We start from the raw sequence: 17,313 nt of genomic DNA on the forward strand, positions 1-17,313 counted from the left end.
GCCGTCCCATATTTATGCTTATTGATTAACCTGATCCAACCAGCCGTATTTGTCTTCTGTTTCGCCGGTAAAGAGGCCGAAGAAGGCTTGTTGAATGCGTTTGGTGACCGGACCACAGCGGCCTGCGCCTACCTGAATACCGTCTACGCTGCGAACCGGCGTGATTTCAGCCGCGGTACCGGACATAAACACTTCATCCGCCAGGTACAAGGATTCGCGGGACAGGACCTGCTCACGCACTTCGATACCCAGATCTTTCGCCAGCTTGATGATGGCGTCACGGGTGATGCCCGGCAGCGCGGACGAGGTGAACGGCGGTGTGAACAGGATGCCATCTTTCACTTCAAACAGGTTTTCACCGGCGCCTTCGGAGATGTAGCCGTTCACATCGAGCGCGATACCTTCCTGATATCCGTGACGGCGCGCTTCGCTACCGACCAGCAGGGAAGAGAGGTAGTTACCGCCCGCTTTAGCGGCGGTCGGGATCGTATTGGGTGCCACACGATTCCAGGAAGAGACCATTGCGTCGATCCCCTGCTCCAGCGCTTCTGCACCCAGGTAGGCACCCCACGGGAACGCAGCAATGATCACATCCGTGGTATATCCGGCTGGCGGGTTAACGCCCATCCCTACGTCACCCACGAAAACCAGCGGACGAATATAGGCGCTGGTGAGATTGTTTTTACGGATGACCTCGCGGCAGGCTTCCATCAGCTCATCAACGCTCTGAGAAACCGGGAAACGATAAATTTTGGCTGAGTCATGCAGACGCTGCATATGTTCACGATGACGGAACACCACTGGCCCTTTGTGAGAGTCGTAGCAACGGATCCCTTCAAAGACAGAAGTACCGTAGTGCAGCGCGTGGGACATCACGTGGACTTTCGCGTCCTCCCAGCGAACCATCTCACCATTGAACCAAATGTAATCAGCTTTTTTTGTCGTCATTTTCTCTTCCTGTCACGCTTAAGCGCGGATTTGTTGTGATGTGGTTGTGCTCTGGCAGATGGCAACATGGGCAACGTCTACCAGCTTTGATAACTGACTAAACAGTAAGTCGACCGGGCGCGGGCTGGCAACGGTTAATTCGATACTGATGTTTTGGGCGTCAGTGGCCGTCTCCATATTCATAGAGCAAATCTGAAAGCCACGATGACGGACCACGCGCAAAACGCGCTCTAATGTCTCCGGATTGAAGCGAGCCTGCACGGCGACCTGATGTTGCATCATGATAATTTCTCCAGCATTTGTGAGTTACTGGCACCTGGCGGTACCAACGGCCAGACATTCTCAAGCTCGTCGATTGAGACATGAAGCAGGTAAGGCCCTTCGCTTGACAGCATGGTGTCGAGTGCCGCTTCAACCTGGTCTTTACGGGTGATGTGCTGGCCAGGAATGCCAAAGGCGCTGGCCAGGGTGAGGAAATCGGGATTATCAGTCAGGGTGGTTTCGCTGTAACGCTCCTGGAAAAAGAGTTGTTGCCACTGACGAACCATCCCTAAACGCTGGTTATCGAGCAACACGATCTTCAGCGGCAACTGCTTGCGCTTCACGGTGCCCAGCTCCTGAACGTTCATCATGAAGGAGCCGTCACCGGAGATACAGATTACCGTATCGTTCGGGCGGGCAACCTGCGCACCCACGGCAGCAGGCAAGCCGAAGCCCATCGTGCCTAACCCGCTGGAGGTGATGAAATTTTCCGGGCGGGTATAGGTCATGTGCTGGGCGGACCACATCTGGTGTTGACCCACATCCGTCGTCACCACGCTGTCTGCGGGTTTCCGATCGGACAACTGCTTCAACAGCAGCGGCGCGTAGATAGCGTCGCCAGGATGATCGTAACGCCAGGCGTGTTCAGCACGCAGGTCTGAGGTGTGCTTTCGCCACGCATTGATATCCAGTGGCTGCTGTAATGCCGGTAACATCGCATTGAGATCGCCCTGCAAGGCAACATGTGCCTGACGCAATTTGTTCATCTCCGCAGGATCGATATCCATATGGATCACTTTGGCATTCGGCGCGAAGGTATTCAGCTTACCGGTGACGCGATCGTCAAAACGGGCTCCCACGGCGATGAGCAAGTCACACTCCTGAACGGCCAGATTTGCCGCTTTGGTACCGTGCATCCCCAGCATGCCCAGATAACAGGGATAATCCGCATCTACCGCACCCAGTCCTTTCAGCGTGCAGGTAGCAGGCATTTGCGTCACCGCGATAAATTCACGCAGGGCAGGAACTGCCTGCGCCATGCCCACGCCACCACCGACGTACAGCATTGGCTGTTTCGCCTGGGCCAACATCTGCCGCGCCTCTTCCATTTCCGCATGCGGAAACGCATTGTCGCTCTCAACAGTGGAGAAGTGCGGTTCGAGCTCGCCGATCGCCACCTGGATATCTTTCGGGATATCAACCAGAACCGGACCAGGACGGCCGGAGCTTGCTACCTCGAACGCTTCTGCCATCACCCGCGGCAGCTCTTCCAGAGACTGGACGAGGAAGCTGTGTTTGGTGCAGGCCAGGGATAAGCCGAGAACGTCCACTTCCTGGAAAGCATCGGTACCAATGAACGGAGATGCAACTTGTCCGGTGATGGCGACGACCGGAACGGAATCGAGCAGCGCATCAGCCAGACCGGTGATCAGGTTAGTTGCACCGGGACCCGAGGTCGCCATGCAGACGCCGGTTTTGCCGGTGGCGCGCGCATAACCGATCGCCGCCATAGCCGCGCCCTGCTCGTGTCGGCACAACAGGTGCTCCACGCCGCCGTCATACAGTGCATCGTAAATCGGCATAATTGCGCCACCCGGATAACCGAATACTGTTTCGACTCCCTGCGCGCGCAACGCATGTACTACCCACTGTGCCCCATTCATAGTTAGTTCCCCGTCATAAATCGGGAGAAACAGAATTTTGTGCTATTTGTCATTCTCTGCTCCTCATTTGCGTTTTTTAGTCATAAAAAAACCCCCGGACCTTTCGGTGCGGGGGTCTTAGTTCGTTAAGGCTTGATTTCTAAGCCTTTCCTCGTCCAAGTGCAGCCCCGCACGGTGGGATAATAATCACCACCACGCTAATCACGACCAGGCTAATCACTCGTAGAAGGGCTGTCATTTTCAGTTCTTTTTGCATCTTGTTCGAAGGAATACCTAAAGAGTTATCACAGTTTTTAAACCAAACACAAGATTTATTTATGACCATTTTGATTAGCTCGCGAACCATATCTTTGAAAAGCATTGTTTTATATGAGAAAAACAGATGGTGAATATTTTTCATTTTTTTCGCCGCCGCCAGGTCATCATAACGGGCACGTTTTTTTCTGCGATGTGGCTTCCACTCACAAGAAATGATTGCAAATTGCTGCTAAAAGTCTGGAAGTAATGCCGTAAAACACAAAAACAGCACTCAAGGTATGAAAGAGACAGTGGCATAGTCAGCGCCCGAGGAGGTGCTTATGTCACTGTCAGTTGTTTATACGCGTGCGGCTATTGGAGTAAAAGCACCGCTTATTTCTGTGGAGGTTCATCTGAGTAATGGACTGCCCGGCTTAACGCTTGTCGGCTTGCCAGAGACAACGGTGAAAGAAGCCAGAGATCGGGTACGCAGCGCCATTATCAATAGCGGTTATACCTTCCCGGCGAAAAAGATCACCATCAACCTGGCACCAGCGGATCTGCCTAAAGAGGGCGGGAGATATGATTTACCTATCGCTATTGCGCTTCTCGCCGCTTCTGAACAGCTTAATACGTCCAGGCTAGGCTCGTACGAGTTCATCGGTGAACTGGCGCTTACAGGCGCGCTGAGAGGCGTTCCTGGCGCTATCTCTGGTGCGCTGGAAGCTATACGTGCCGGTCGGGAAATCATTCTTGCCAATGAAAACAGTGCGGAAGTGAGCCTGATAGCCGAAAAAGGGTGCCTTATTGCCGGGCATTTGCAGGAGGTCTGCGCCCATCTTGAAGGGCGGCATAAGTTGTCAGAGCCCGAAGAAACGGAAGATATACCGCCTGAAAGCACCGACGATCTCAGCGATATTATCGGTCAGGAGCAGGGAAAGCGAGCGCTGGAGATCACCGCTGCCGGCGGGCATAACCTGTTGCTGATTGGCCCGCCGGGTACCGGAAAAACGATGCTGGCGAGCCGGTTGAATGGTTTACTTCCACCACTCAATAACCATGAAGCACTCGAAAGCGCTGCGATAGTGAGCCTGGTGAGTTCAGTGTCGTTGCAAAAACAGTGGCGACGTCGCCCTTTCCGCTCTCCGCACCACAGCGCGTCCCTGACGGCCATGGTCGGAGGAGGTTCCATTCCGGGGCCGGGAGAGATTTCACTGGCACATAACGGCATCCTGTTTCTTGATGAACTACCTGAGTTTGAGCGGCGCGTGCTGGATGCCCTAAGGGAGCCGATTGAATCCGGAGAGATACATATCTCACGTACCCGAGCCAAAATAAGCTATCCGGCACAGTTCCAGCTGGTTGCGGCAATGAACCCCAGCCCGTCAGGTCATTATCAGGGGAATCACAACCGCTGTACGCCTGAACAAACACTGCGATATCTGGGAAAGTTATCAGGCCCTTTCCTGGATCGTTTCGATTTATCCCTGGAGATCCCTTTGCCTCCTCCCGGCCTGCTCAGCCAGAGCAGTGTCAGAGGAGAGTGTTCAGTAACGGTTCGCGATCGGGTTATTGCCGCTCAGGCCCGGCAGTACAGGCGGCAAAATAAACTGAATGCCCGTCTGGATAATGCTGAGATCCGACAGTTTTGCCAGCTAAAGGCTGAGGATGCGACGTGGCTGGAGGAAACGTTGACGCGCTTCGGGCTCTCTATTCGTGCATGGCAGCGTCTTTTAAAAGTGGCTCGTACTATCGCCGATGTGGAAAGCAGTCATGCAATTGAGAGACAGCATCTGCAGGAAGCGTTGAGCTATCGGGCAATCGACCGTTTACTTTTGCACCTGCAAAAGTTACTGGCGTAAAAAAGGGGCCGCAGCCCCTTTTTTCTTAGTCATCAGACTCGGTGTAATCTTCAGCACCTTCCATCTGCGGCTTACCGCCAGAAAGGGTATGGAAACGCTTTGGACGCTTAATGCGCGCCATGTACTTGATCCATACACGTTCCGCTTCAGATTGTGGTTCACGCTCACCACGGCACACGGAGACAAACTGCTTTTCATCTTCCGTTGCAGGCTCACGTTTACCCAGATCCAGCTCGTTGAAGGCATAACCATGACGCTCAAGCAGCTGCGCCTCTTTGATGGTGAAGTCGCCGTGACGAGAGAACCCGCGTGGATAATTTTTATTGTCGAAAAAACGATTAGTCGTCGTAAAGCTTTCCGCCATCCTACACGCTCCTAATTCTTTGGCCGAGCTATTTATGGCGCGGAGTATTAGTTACGCTTGACAGAGTGTAAAACAAAACATTTAAATCATAACGACAAATAATTTTGCGGAGAAAGATGTGGATACGGAATTGCTAAAAACTTTCCTTGAAGTGAGCAGAACACGCCACTTTGGGCGAGCAGCTGAAGCCCTTTATCTGACGCAGTCAGCAGTCAGTTTTCGTATTCGACAGCTGGAAAATCAACTCGGTGTGAATCTTTTTACCCGCCATCGCAACAACATCCGTTTGACACCTGCGGGTGAAAAACTGCTCCCGTACGCAGAAACGCTGATGAATACCTGGCAGGCAGCGCGCAAAGAGGTTGCCCATACTTCGAGGCACAATGAGTTCTCGATTGGGGCCAGCGCTTCTCTGTGGGAATGTATGTTAAGTCAGTGGCTTACCCGGCTGTATCATTCTCATGGTCATTTGCAATTCGAAGCCAGGATTGCGCAACGGCAGTCGCTGGTTAAGCAACTTCATGAGCGTCAGCTTGATCTTTTGATCACGACCGAAGCCCCCAAGATGGATGAATTTAGCAGCCAGATTGTTGGCCAGTTTGGTCTGGCGCTTTATGCCTCTGAACCTTCGATGATGAAGGCAGACCTGACCTATTTGCGGCTGGAATGGGGACCAGATTTTCAGCAGCATGAGGCGGGATTGATTGCACCTGATGATGTTCCACAGTTAACAACCAGCTCTGCAGAGATCGCCTGCCAGCAACTGCCCTTGTTAAAAGGGTGTACGTGGTTACCGGTTCGCTGGGCAGACACTAAAGCCGGGCTGCATACCGTGGTGGATTCCACCACGCTTACCAGGCCGCTGTATGCCATTTGGCTGCAAAATAGTGATAAGCAATCGCAGATAAAAGATCTATTAAAAATCAACGTCATGGATTGAGATACCAGCCAGCAGGGAGGCTGGCTGAAAATGAAGAAGCGGTGCTGTAGAGAATTTCAGGCAAAAAAAAATCCTTTGCCGAAGCAAAGGATTATATATGGCAGGGGCGGAGAGACTCGAACTCGCGACACCCGGTTTTGGAGACCGGTGCTCTACCAACTGAGCTACGCCCCTAAAGTTTTTCGCCATTAAGCCTGCCAGTAATGGCAGGCTTAATGTCTTAATAAGTGGCGGAACGGACGGGACTCGAACCCGCGACCCCCTGCGTGACAGGCAGGTATTCTAACCGACTGAACTACCGCTCCACCGAAGACTGCTTGTAACCACCGGATTAATGCACCGGCTTACTACTTAATTTGATGCCTGGCAGTTCCCTACTCTCACATGGGGAGACCCCACACTACCATCGGCGCTACGGCGTTTCACTTCTGAGTTCGGCATGGGGTCAGGTGGGACCACCGCGCTAAAGCCGCCAGGCAAATTCTGTTAATCTGTATCAAAGCTGAAACTTGTGTCGTCTCTTCGCCAAAACATCTTCGGCGTTGTAAGGTTAAGCCTCACGGTTCATTAGTATCGGTTAGCTCAACGCATCGCTGCGCTTACACACCCGACCTATCAACGTCGTCGTCTTCAACGTTCCTTCAGGAGCCTTAAAGGCTCAGGGAGAACTCATCTCGGGGCAAGTTTCGTGCTTAGATGCTTTCAGCACTTATCTCTTCCGCATTTAGCTACCGGGCAGTGCCATTGGCATGACAACCCGAACACCAGTGATGCGTCCACTCCGGTCCTCTCGTACTAGGAGCAGCCCCCCTCAATTCTCCAGCGCCCACGGCAGATAGGGACCGAACTGTCTCACGACGTTCTAAACCCAGCTCGCGTACCACTTTAAATGGCGAACAGCCATACCCTTGGGACCTACTTCAGCCCCAGGATGTGATGAGCCGACATCGAGGTGCCAAACACCGCCGTCGATATGAACTCTTGGGCGGTATCAGCCTGTTATCCCCGGAGTACCTTTTATCCGTTGAGCGATGGCCCTTCCATTCAGAACCACCGGATCACTATGACCTGCTTTCGCACCTGCTCGAGCCGTCACTCTCGCAGTCAAGCTAGCTTATGCCATTGCACTAACCTCCTGATGTCCGACCAGGATTAGCTAACCTTCGTGCTCCTCCGTTACTCTTTGGGAGGAGACCGCCCCAGTCAAACTACCCACCAGACACTGTCCGCAACCCGGGTAACGGGTCTACGTTAGAACACCAGCCATTAAAGGGTGGTATTTCAAGGACGGCTCCATGCAGACTGGCGTCCACACTTCAAAGCCTCCCACCTATCCTACACATCAAGGACCAGTGTTCAGTGTCAAGCTATAGTAAAGGTTCACGGGGTCTTTCCGTCTTGCCGCGGGTACACTGCATCTTCACAGCGAGTTCAATTTCACTGAGTCTCGGGTGGAGACAGCCTGGCCATCATTACGCCATTCGTGCAGGTCGGAACTTACCCGACAAGGAATTTCGCTACCTTAGGACCGTTATAGTTACGGCCGCCGTTTACCGGGGCTTCGATCAAGAGCTTCGCGTTACCGCTAACCCCATCAATTAACCTTCCGGCACCGGGCAGGCGTCACACCGTATACGTCCACTTTCGTGTTTGCACAGTGCTGTGTTTTTAATAAACAGTTGCAGCCAGCTGGTATCTTCGACTGATTTCAGCTCCACCCGCAGGGGCTTCACCTACATATCAGCGTGCCTTCTCCCGAAGTTACGGCACCATTTTGCCTAGTTCCTTCACCCGAGTTCTCTCAAGCGCCTTGGTATTCTCTACCTGACCACCTGTGTCGGTTTGGGGTACGATTTGATGTTACCTGATGCTTAGAGGCTTTTCCTGGAAGCAGGGCATTTGTTACTTCAGCACCGTAGTGCCTCGTCATCACACCTCAGCGTTAAAAGGTACCGGATTTACCTGGAACCTCCGCCTACATGCTTAAACCGGGACAACCGTCGCCCGGCTAACATAGCCTTCTCCGTCCCCCCTTCGCAGTAACACCAAGTACAGGAATATTAACCTGTTTCCCATCGACTACGCCTTTCGGCCTCGCCTTAGGGGTCGACTCACCCTGCCCCGATTAACGTTGGACAGGAACCCTTGGTCTTCCGGCGAGCGGGCTTTTCACCCGCTTTATCGTTACTTATGTCAGCATTCGCACTTCTGATACCTCCAGCAACCCTCACAGGTCACCTTCAACGGCTTACAGAACGCTCCCCTACCCAACAACACATAGTGTCGCTGCCGCAGCTTCGGTGCATGGTTTAGCCCCGTTACATCTTCCGCGCAGGCCGACTCGACCAGTGAGCTATTACGCTTTCTTTAAATGATGGCTGCTTCTAAGCCAACATCCTGGCTGTCTGTGCCTTCCCACATCGTTTCCCACTTAACCATGACTTTGGGACCTTAGCTGGCGGTCTGGGTTGTTTCCCTCTTCACGACGGACGTTAGCACCCGCCGTGTGTCTCCCGTGATAACATTCTTCGGTATTCGTAGTTTGCATCGGGTTGGTAAGCCGGGATGGCCCCCTAGCCGAAACAGTGCTCTACCCCCGAAGATGAGTTCACGAGGCGCTACCTAAATAGCTTTCGGGGAGAACCAGCTATCTCCCGGTTTGATTGGCCTTTCACCCCCAGCCACAAGTCATCCGCTAATTTTTCAACATTAGTCGGTTCGGTCCTCCAGTTAGTGTTACCCAACCTTCAACCTGCCCATGGCTAGATCACCGGGTTTCGGGTCTATACCCTGCAACTTAACGCCCAGTTAAGACTCGGTTTCCCTTCGGCTCCCCTATACGGTTAACCTTGCTACAGAATATAAGTCGCTGACCCATTATACAAAAGGTACGCAGTCACACCCGAAGGTGCTCCCACTGCTTGTACGTACACGGTTTCAGGTTCTTTTTCACTCCCCTCGCCGGGGTTCTTTTCGCCTTTCCCTCACGGTACTGGTTCACTATCGGTCAGTCAGGAGTATTTAGCCTTGGAGGATGGTCCCCCCATATTCAGACAGGATACCACGTGTCCCGCCCTACTCTTCGAGTTCACAACCTGTGTGTTTTCGTGTACGGGACTATCACCCTGTACCGTCGGACTTTCCAGACCGTTCCACTAACACACAAGCTGATTCAGACTCTGGGCTGCTCCCCGTTCGCTCGCCGCTACTGGGGGAATCTCGGTTGATTTCTTTTCCTCGGGGTACTTAGATGTTTCAGTTCCCCCGGTTCGCCTCGTTAACCTATGTATTCAGTTAACGATAGTGTGACAAATCACACTGGGTTTCCCCATTCGGACATCGCCGGGTCAAAGGTTCATATCACCTCGCCGGCGCTTTTCGCAGATTAGCACGTCCTTCATCGCCTCTGACTGCCAGGGCATCCACCGTGTACGCTTAGTCGCTTAACCTCACAACCCGAAGATGTTTCACTTCTGATTGCGAAAATTTGAGAGACTCGAACACACATTAACTGTGTGTCGTTTCAATTTTCAGCTTGATCCAGATTTTTAAAGAGCAAAACTTCGCAGTGCACCTTTTCAGGTTCACTCTGAAGTTTTCTTGTGTTCGCAGTAAAAGATGGTGGAGCTATGCGGGATCGAACCGCAGACCTCCTGCGTGCAAAGCAGGCGCTCTCCCAGCTGAGCTATAGCCCCATCGTTGATAACCTCTTCAAATTTGCTTCGCAAATTTGGTAGGCCTGAGTGGACTTGAACCACCGACCTCACCCTTATCAGGGGTGCGCTCTAACCACCTGAGCTACAAGCCTGTAGAGGTTTTTACTGCTGTTTTTCATCAGACAATCTGTGTGAGCACTGCAAAGGCAGGTTCTTTAAGGTAAGGAGGTGATCCAACCGCAGGTTCCCCTACGGTTACCTTGTTACGACTTCACCCCAGTCATGAATCACAAAGTGGTAAGCGCCCTCCCGAAGGTTAAGCTACCTACTTCTTTTGCAACCCACTCCCATGGTGTGACGGGCGGTGTGTACAAGGCCCGGGAACGTATTCACCGTAGCATTCTGATCTACGATTACTAGCGATTCCGACTTCATGGAGTCGAGTTGCAGACTCCAATCCGGACTACGACGCACTTTATGAGGTCCGCTTGCTCTCGCGAGGTCGCTTCTCTTTGTATGCGCCATTGTAGCACGTGTGTAGCCCTACTCGTAAGGGCCATGATGACTTGACGTCATCCCCACCTTCCTCCAGTTTATCACTGGCAGTCTCCTTTGAGTTCCCGGCCTAACCGCTGGCAACAAAGGATAAGGGTTGCGCTCGTTGCGGGACTTAACCCAACATTTCACAACACGAGCTGACGACAGCCATGCAGCACCTGTCTCAGAGTTCCCGAAGGCACCAAAGCATCTCTGCTAAGTTCTCTGGATGTCAAGAGTAGGTAAGGTTCTTCGCGTTGCATCGAATTAAACCACATGCTCCACCGCTTGTGCGGGCCCCCGTCAATTCATTTGAGTTTTAACCTTGCGGCCGTACTCCCCAGGCGGTCGACTTAACGCGTTAGCTCCGGAAGCCACGCCTCAAGGGCACAACCTCCAAGTCGACATCGTTTACGGCGTGGACTACCAGGGTATCTAATCCTGTTTGCTCCCCACGCTTTCGCACCTGAGCGTCAGTCTTTGTCCAGGGGGCCGCCTTCGCCACCGGTATTCCTCCAGATCTCTACGCATTTCACCGCTACACCTGGAATTCTACCCCCCTCTACAAGACTCTAGCCTGCCAGTTTCGAATGCAGTTCCCAGGTTGAGCCCGGGGATTTCACATCCGACTTGACAGACCGCCTGCGTGCGCTTTACGCCCAGTAATTCCGATTAACGCTTGCACCCTCCGTATTACCGCGGCTGCTGGCACGGAGTTAGCCGGTGCTTCTTCTGCGGGTAACGTCAATTGCTGAGGTTATTAACCTCAACACCTTCCTCCCCGCTGAAAGTACTTTACAACCCGAAGGCCTTCTTCATACACGCGGCATGGCTGCATCAGGCTTGCGCCCATTGTGCAATATTCCCCACTGCTGCCTCCCGTAGGAGTCTGGACCGTGTCTCAGTTCCAGTGTGGCTGGTCATCCTCTCAGACCAGCTAGGGATCGTCGCCTAGGTGAGCCGTTACCCCACCTACTAGCTAATCCCATCTGGGCACATCTGATGGCAAGAGGCCCGAAGGTCCCCCTCTTTGGTCTTGCGACGTTATGCGGTATTAGCTACCGTTTCCAGTAGTTATCCCCCTCCATCAGGCAGTTTCCCAGACATTACTCACCCGTCCGCCACTCGTCACCCGAGAGCAAGCTCTCTGTGCTACCGTTCGACTTGCATGTGTTAGGCCTGCCGCCAGCGTTCAATCTGAGCCATGATCAAACTCTTCAATTTAAAAGTTTGATGCTCAATGAATTAAACTTCGTAATGAATTACGTGTTCACTCGTTGAGACTTGGTATTCATTTTTCGTCTTGCGACGTTAAGAATCCATGTCACTTTGAGTGCCCACACAGATTGTCTGATAAATTGTTAAAGAGCAGTTGCAACGCGGCTTTCAGCTCATCGTTGCGAGGTCCCGTATATTACGTTTTCCTCATTCAGAGTCAAGTGATTATTTTCGCTTTTCTCTGCTGGCGTTCATCTCTGAACCCCGCTAACCCGGCGGCCTGTAAGCCGTTGTTCCGTGTCAGTGGAGGCGCATTATAGGGAGTTCTCAGACGTTGACAACCCCTCTTTTAAAAAAAACGTTCAACCGTCTCTTTTTTGCTCAAAACCGTGCTACAGCGCCAGTTTTTCGAGCGTTTCAAAGCCGTAACGACGTAAAACGGGTAAAAGTTGCTCGGTCTCATTCGTGATTGCCATACAAAAAGCAATATTCGCATCGGCTGATTTCGCATCCGGCGCTTCATGCTCCAGCAACCAGGCCGTACGACGAGCGATAGCCGCACCAGAATCCACCAGACGTGTCCCTTCCGGCAACACGGCTAAAAGTTCTTCCTGTAATAGCGGGAAGTGGGTGCAGCCCAGCACAACGGTGTCCGGTGGTTCGGGCATCCGCAGCCACGGACGAAGAATACGACGCAACTCTTCGAGTGATACCGCCTTACCATGCAGCTTCGCTTCGGCCATTTCCACCAGCTCAGCCGAACCGAGCATCGCAATCTGGCATTCGTTGGCAAAACGGTCGATCAGCTCGCGGGTATAAGGACGCTTTACCGTGCCTCGCGTTGCCAGCAACCCCACAATACCGTTCGCCGTCAGGCGCGCTGCTGGTTTTATTGCAGGAACGACCCCTACAACCGGAAACTGGAATTTTTCACGCAGGGCAGGAAGGGAAACGGTGCTCGCCGTGTTGCAGGCGATAACGGCCAGCGCGAGGGGATAGCGCTTTTGTACCGCAGTAACGATTTCAACCACACGCTCAACAATAAAATCTTCGCTCTTTTCCCCATACGGAAAAGCAACGTTATCGAAGGCGTAGATGTAATGAAGATCCGGCAGGAGATGCCGGATCTCATCATAGACCGAAAGCCCACCGACGCCGGAATCAAATACCAGCACGGTGGGACGCGGATTAGAAGGTGTAGCTGCCAGACAAGGTGTATTCCCGTCCTGCAGTTTGGTAGCCATAAACTGTCTCGTAATCTTTATCGAACAGGTTGGCTATTTTACCACGAACTGTGAGGTGTGAGGTGACAGGATACGAAACTGCGACATCCCACAGGCTTACGCCGCCCATTTTGACCTTCTGACTCGGCCATGTACCGAAGTCGGTATCGTACCGCGTCCCCAGATAGTGATAGGTCAGACTCCAGTCAAAATCATAGATCTGCGTATCAAGCTGATACTTCACCTGCTGTTTAGCGCGACGATCCAGCAACTGGTTGGTTGCCGCATTACGCGCATCAACATAGTCATAACTGACAGTATGCATGACCGGGCCAGTATCAAACGAAGCCGTCGCTTCGACACCTTTAATACGTGCCTTGCCAACGTTGTAATACTCCTGAAGGTTATTGTTGAAGTCGATTAGGTTATCAACGTCGTTACGATAGGCCGACACGCGCCAGTTTACGCCTGCGGTAAGGCCTTCGAACGCACCTTCCCACTGTTTGCTCTCTTCAGGATCAAGACGGTCATTGCCATACAATCCGTAGAGTTGCCCCAGATTCGGTGCTTTATAGGCCGTGCCATAAGAAGCAATGAAACGGTAACCGTCAATAAACTCCCAGCCCGCACTGCTCTGCCAGGTACCATGGCGACCAAACTGCGAGTTATCGTCGCTGCGCGCTGCGCCTTCCAGCGTAATATCACCAAACTTCTGCAACGCCGTCAGGTAGACGCCCGTGTTACGAATGTCGTAGGCATTAGGCACATAGTTGGTGTTAGGTTCTGTGCTCTGTTTTTGCCAGTCGATACCCGCGCCGATATTGCCATGGCCAACGTCCACGGAGTTTGTCCACTGAACGTTGTACTGTTTGATTTCGTCCAGCGTTGCCGTGGCGTCATAACGTCCAAGATGCGGATCGTAGTTAAAATCCTTGCTGTGGCTGTAACTGGAAAGCAGCTGTGAATGGAAGATATCTTCGTTGAAGCGCAGTCCGGCATCCCAGGTCTGGCTATACAGCTGGCGGGTATCAACTAGCGCGGTTGGACTGTAATAAGCGTCATAGGCAGTACGGTTGCTGTAACCATATCCGCGAACGAAACCGCTCCATTGCTCAGAGAACGCATGCTCCAGCGCACCGTAGATCGTTTTATTCATGTAGCCGTCGCGATCGGTTTGGGGAACGCCGCCGTTGTTACCGTCCGCCACCACATCAAAGCCTTTGGTATACGTGTAATCACCGGCCAGCGTCACACGCGTGGTTTCACCCAGCGTCTGCTGAGTACTGCCGCCATAATTTTGGTAACCGTGCGAGCCTACGCCTGCATTCAGAGTCGTACCATCTTTGGCGCGGGTGGTAATGATGTTCACTACGCCACCAATCGCATCGGAGCCATACACCGCCGAACGCGGGCCACGGATGTATTCGATACGCTGCACCAGCGCGATCGGAAACTGGCTGAGATCCGATGATCCCGTGACGCCCGCCTGGTTAAGTCGGATCCCGTCGACAAGGATGAGAACATGACTGGAATTCGTGCCGCGTATAAAGAGTGAAGAATACTGCCCCATTCCGCCGTTTTGCGCGGTATCTACCCCCGGCAGGCGGCGCATAACATCGACAACGGTCGTGGATTGCCAGCGCTCAATATCTTCACGCGTCACCACGGACGTCGGCGCCAGAACAGTTTTTGCCGGTTGTTCAAAACGATTTGCCGTCACCACCAACGAGTCTGCGCTATCCTGCGCCCAGCCCGAAAATGCCGTGACGGACAACGCCGTCAACAGCGATACTTTTTTAATCATTGTTAAAGCATCCACAATATAAGAAGGATGCCGCAGGCCTCATCGATAGCACGCGATGATGAAACCAAATGCGACGTGATCCCGGCAGGTCTTCGGGCTAGGTGGCTTTATAAGGATGAAGACTTCCCATTTTCACAGTGTCTACAACGCTCATCCCGCCAGTCGTTACCGCTGCGCGTCAGCTCCAGATTTACACTGGATTCCCTTTTCACTCTCATGAGACCGGAAACAGAATGCTACAATTAGACACGTATAGATGTCCAGACAGCTATTAGCCATTAAATCTGGACATCCCCTGAACAATCCCTACAATCCCCGCGTAATTCTTTATCACTCAGGACGCATCATGACCCCCGAACACCTCCCGACCGAACAGTACGACGCGCAGCTGGCAGAGAAAGTTGTCCGCCTGCAAAGTATGATGACGCCGTTCAACGCGCCCGTTCCCGAGGTGTTTCGCTCGCCTGTCAGCCACTATCGTATGCGCGCCGAGTTCCGCATCTGGCATGACGGGGATGACCTGTACCACATTATTTTCGATCAGCAGACGAAATCCCGCATTCGCGTGGACAGCTTCCCGGCCGCGAGCGAGCTTATCAACCAGCTCATGACGCTATTGATCGACGGCGTACGTGATAACCCGGTGCTGCGCCACAAGCTGTTCCAGATTGACTATCTGACCACGCAAAGTAACCAGGCTATCGTCTCCCTGCTGTATCACAAAGCGCTGAATGACGAGTGGCGCGAGCAGGCCGAAGCGCTGCGTGATGCGCTGCGGGCGCAGAACATCAACGTTCATCTGATTGGCCGCGCGACAAAAACCAAAATCATGCTCGATCAGGATTACGTCGACGAGCGTCTGCCGGTGGCGGGTAAAGAGATGATTTATCGTCAGGTGGAGAACAGTTTTACCCAGCCGAACGCCGCAATGAATGTGCAGATGCTGGAGTGGGCGCTGAAGGCAACGGAAGGGTCAACGGGCGATCTGCTTGAACTGTACTGCGGTAACGGCAACTTCTCCCTGGCGCTGGCACGTAACTTCGATCGCGTGCTGGCAACGGAAATTGCCAAGCCGTCAGTTGCCGCCGCGCAGTACAACATTGCTGCCAACCATATTGATAACGTACAGATCATCCGTATGGCCGCTGAAGAGTTTACCCAGGCCATGAACGGCGTACGCCAGTTTAACCGTCTGGAAGGGATTGATTTGAAGAGCTACCAGTGTGAGACGATTTTTGTCGACCCGCCGCGCAGTGGACTCGACAGCGAAACCGAAAAGATGGTGCAGGCGTACCCGCGTATTTTGTACATCTCCTGCAACCCGGAGACACTGTGCAAGAACCTTGAAACATTAGGCCAGACGCACAAAGTTGAACGTCTGGCACTGTTCGATCAGTTCCCGTATACCCACCATATGGAGTGCGGCGTTTTACTTACCGCACGGTGATCTACAGGCCGGATAAGCGTTACGCCATCCGGCGTTTTTGGCAGGTAGCGCTTCGCTTACCTGCCCTACAAATCATTCATTACTCCGGCAACTGGCTTTTGCGGCTACGCATGCGAGCGCCGATCCAGAATACCAGCGCAACAGACAGTACCGCAGGGAAGAAGTTAGAGCCGATATCCGGATACTCCGCGCGCACCACCGTGCTGTAGAGCAGTACACCCAGAATAAAGCAGGCCGCCGCCAGTCCCGGCAACCCGACCGGCATCGTGCGGTTCAGGTAACGTTGATGCAGACAGTAAACGGTCAGCACCAGCGCAATAAGCGGGAAAATTGAAAACGGAACAATGGAGCTAAAAATAGCGGCAAACGTCCCATTAATGGATAAGCCAGCGATCAATGCCAGCAACAGCGTCCCTTTATCCTGACCTGACTGTTTCATTACTCACCTTCATTCTTCGGTTTGATGTGCCAGTTTCTCTTGTTCACGGCGATACCAGTAGTATGCACCTTTGGAGATCATCCTGAGCTGCAATACCAGTCGCTCTTCAAGCTGCTTACGTTGTTCAATGCTGACATCCAGCGCTTCGGCACCCGCGCTGAACACAATCGTCACCATCGCCTCGGCCTGCGCCTCAGTAAACGCACGCGGCATATGATTTTCGAGTTCAAGATAGTCGGCAAGTTCCGCGATGAAGTGCTGAATTTCACGCGCGACGGCGGCACGAAACGCCGCTGATGTCCCCGAACGCTCGCGCAAAAGCAGACGAAACGCGTTGGGGTTATTGCCGATAAATTCCATAAAGGTCGATACGGAGGTGCGGATGACGCTGCCCCCTTTGGCGATACGCTGACGCGCCTGGCGCATCAACTGGCGCAGCATCAGACCACTTTCATCGACCATGGTCAGGCCCAGTTCATCCACATCACGGAAATGACGATAGAAGGACGTTGGCGCAATCCCGGCCTCGCGTGCGACTTCGCGCAGGCTCAAACTGGCAAAACTTCGCTCAGCACTCAGTTGACTGAATGCGGCTTCCACCAGCGAACGCCGGGTTTTCTCTTTTTGTTGTGCTCTTACGCCCATCACGATAGTTGAATCCTTCCAAAGGCCTGATGGCACTATACCAGAGAATAAAATTAATCTGTTTGCTC

General features: G+C 52.9%; 13 protein-coding genes, 4 tRNA genes, 3 rRNA genes and 1 riboswitch. Of the genes, 3 read left to right on the plus strand and 17 right to left on the minus strand.

All coding sequences use genetic code 11. The features are described 5' to 3' along the window. Nucleotides 1-18: 18 nt before the first annotated feature. The 5 genes from ilvE to ilvL all read right to left on the minus strand — a co-directional run bounded on the left by ilvE (nucleotide 19) and on the right by ilvL (nucleotide 3,111). Nucleotides 19-948, minus strand: coding sequence for a branched-chain-amino-acid transaminase (ilvE, locus tag SP99_RS21755; protein ID WP_013099287.1), 930 nt, complete (start codon nucleotides 946-948; stop codon nucleotides 19-21). Between the two features lie 18 nt (nucleotides 949-966). Beyond that, complete coding sequence (gene ilvM / locus SP99_RS21760) at nucleotides 967-1,230, minus strand: acetolactate synthase 2 small subunit (protein WP_003860184.1); 264 nt, start codon at nucleotides 1,228-1,230, stop codon at nucleotides 967-969. Continuing rightward, complete coding sequence (ilvG, locus tag SP99_RS21765; RefSeq protein WP_047959705.1) at nucleotides 1,227-2,873, minus strand: acetolactate synthase 2 catalytic subunit; 1,647 nt, start codon at nucleotides 2,871-2,873, stop codon at nucleotides 1,227-1,229. Before ilvG ends, ilvM begins: the two co-directional genes overlap by 4 nt. A 2-nt stretch (nucleotides 2,874-2,875) precedes the next feature. Further along, the gene (gene ilvX, locus SP99_RS24805; RefSeq protein ID WP_102046757.1) at nucleotides 2,876-2,926 is read right to left on the minus strand and encodes a peptide IlvX; all 51 of its coding nucleotides are present in this window, start codon (nucleotides 2,924-2,926) and stop codon (nucleotides 2,876-2,878) included. Between the two features lie 86 nt (nucleotides 2,927-3,012). Then, complete coding sequence (ilvL, locus tag SP99_RS21770; protein ID WP_001311244.1) at nucleotides 3,013-3,111, minus strand: ilv operon leader peptide; 99 nt, start codon at nucleotides 3,109-3,111, stop codon at nucleotides 3,013-3,015. A 340-nt stretch (nucleotides 3,112-3,451) separates the two neighbouring features. Here ilvL and SP99_RS21775 point away from each other — a divergent pair, with 340 nt between their 5' ends. Further along, nucleotides 3,452-4,972, plus strand: a complete 1,521-nt coding sequence (locus SP99_RS21775; RefSeq protein WP_047959706.1) for a YifB family Mg chelatase-like AAA ATPase — start codon at nucleotides 3,452-3,454, stop codon at nucleotides 4,970-4,972. 25 nt (nucleotides 4,973-4,997) lie between these two features. Here the strand turns inward: SP99_RS21775 and SP99_RS21780 are convergent, their stop codons facing one another. Further along, nucleotides 4,998-5,336 (minus strand): MaoP family protein, encoded by a 339-nt coding sequence (locus SP99_RS21780; RefSeq protein WP_025757596.1) that lies wholly within the window; start codon nucleotides 5,334-5,336, stop codon nucleotides 4,998-5,000. A 118-nt stretch (nucleotides 5,337-5,454) separates the two neighbouring features. Between SP99_RS21780 and hdfR the strand changes: the two genes are divergently transcribed. Continuing rightward, nucleotides 5,455-6,276, plus strand: coding sequence for an HTH-type transcriptional regulator HdfR (hdfR, locus tag SP99_RS21785; RefSeq protein WP_025757599.1), 822 nt, complete (start codon nucleotides 5,455-5,457; stop codon nucleotides 6,274-6,276). 98 nt (nucleotides 6,277-6,374) lie between these two features. Here the strand turns inward: hdfR and SP99_RS21790 are convergent. From SP99_RS21790 to btuB, 9 genes are all read right to left on the minus strand, one after another. Further along, a tRNA-Trp gene (locus SP99_RS21790) sits at nucleotides 6,375-6,450 on the minus strand. A 54-nt stretch (nucleotides 6,451-6,504) separates the two neighbouring features. Next, nucleotides 6,505-6,581 (minus strand) — tRNA-Asp (locus tag SP99_RS21795). 56 nt (nucleotides 6,582-6,637) lie between these two features. Beyond that, a 5S ribosomal RNA gene (gene rrf, locus SP99_RS21800) occupies nucleotides 6,638-6,753 on the minus strand. Between the two features lie 69 nt (nucleotides 6,754-6,822). Further along, nucleotides 6,823-9,725 (minus strand): 23S ribosomal RNA (locus SP99_RS21805). A 170-nt stretch (nucleotides 9,726-9,895) separates the two neighbouring features. Continuing rightward, nucleotides 9,896-9,971: transfer RNA gene (locus SP99_RS21810), tRNA-Ala, on the minus strand. A gap of 36 nt (nucleotides 9,972-10,007) precedes the next feature. Continuing rightward, a tRNA-Ile gene (locus SP99_RS21815) sits at nucleotides 10,008-10,084 on the minus strand. A 69-nt stretch (nucleotides 10,085-10,153) separates the two neighbouring features. After that, nucleotides 10,154-11,693 (minus strand): 16S ribosomal RNA (locus tag SP99_RS21820). The 16S, 23S and 5S rRNA genes sit together here with 4 tRNA genes alongside, the layout of an rRNA operon. Nucleotides 11,694-12,079: 386 nt before the next feature. After that, the gene (gene murI / locus SP99_RS21825; protein ID WP_025758856.1) at nucleotides 12,080-12,931 is read right to left on the minus strand and encodes a glutamate racemase; all 852 of its coding nucleotides are present in this window, start codon (nucleotides 12,929-12,931) and stop codon (nucleotides 12,080-12,082) included. Further along, nucleotides 12,876-14,714, minus strand: coding sequence for a TonB-dependent vitamin B12 receptor BtuB (gene btuB, locus SP99_RS21830; RefSeq protein ID WP_047959707.1), 1,839 nt, complete (start codon nucleotides 14,712-14,714; stop codon nucleotides 12,876-12,878). Before btuB ends, murI begins: the two co-directional genes overlap by 56 nt. Nucleotides 14,715-14,780: 66 nt before the next feature. Further along, nucleotides 14,781-14,956: riboswitch (cobalamin riboswitch) on the minus strand. A 104-nt stretch (nucleotides 14,957-15,060) separates the two neighbouring features. Here btuB and trmA point away from each other — a divergent pair. Beyond that, nucleotides 15,061-16,161 carry a tRNA (uridine(54)-C5)-methyltransferase TrmA gene (gene trmA / locus SP99_RS21835; protein ID WP_047959708.1) on the plus strand — a complete coding sequence of 367 codons (1,101 nt, stop codon included), beginning with the start codon at nucleotides 15,061-15,063 and terminating at the stop codon, nucleotides 16,159-16,161. Between the two features lie 79 nt (nucleotides 16,162-16,240). On the opposite strand, the gene SP99_RS21840 is transcribed toward trmA, so the two are convergent. Both SP99_RS21840 and fabR read right to left on the minus strand, forming a co-directional pair. Further along, complete coding sequence (locus tag SP99_RS21840) at nucleotides 16,241-16,600, minus strand: YijD family membrane protein (protein WP_025758852.1); 360 nt, start codon at nucleotides 16,598-16,600, stop codon at nucleotides 16,241-16,243. Between the two features lie 9 nt (nucleotides 16,601-16,609). Next, on the minus strand, nucleotides 16,610-17,248 hold the full coding sequence (gene fabR / locus SP99_RS21845) for an HTH-type transcriptional repressor FabR (RefSeq protein ID WP_008501784.1): 639 nt from the start codon (nucleotides 17,246-17,248) through the stop codon (nucleotides 16,610-16,612). Between the last annotated feature and the right edge of the window lie 65 nt (nucleotides 17,249-17,313).

This window comes from Enterobacter sp. BIDMC92 (assembly GCF_001030225.1).
Lineage (GTDB): Bacteria > Pseudomonadota > Gammaproteobacteria > Enterobacterales > Enterobacteriaceae > Enterobacter > Enterobacter sichuanensis.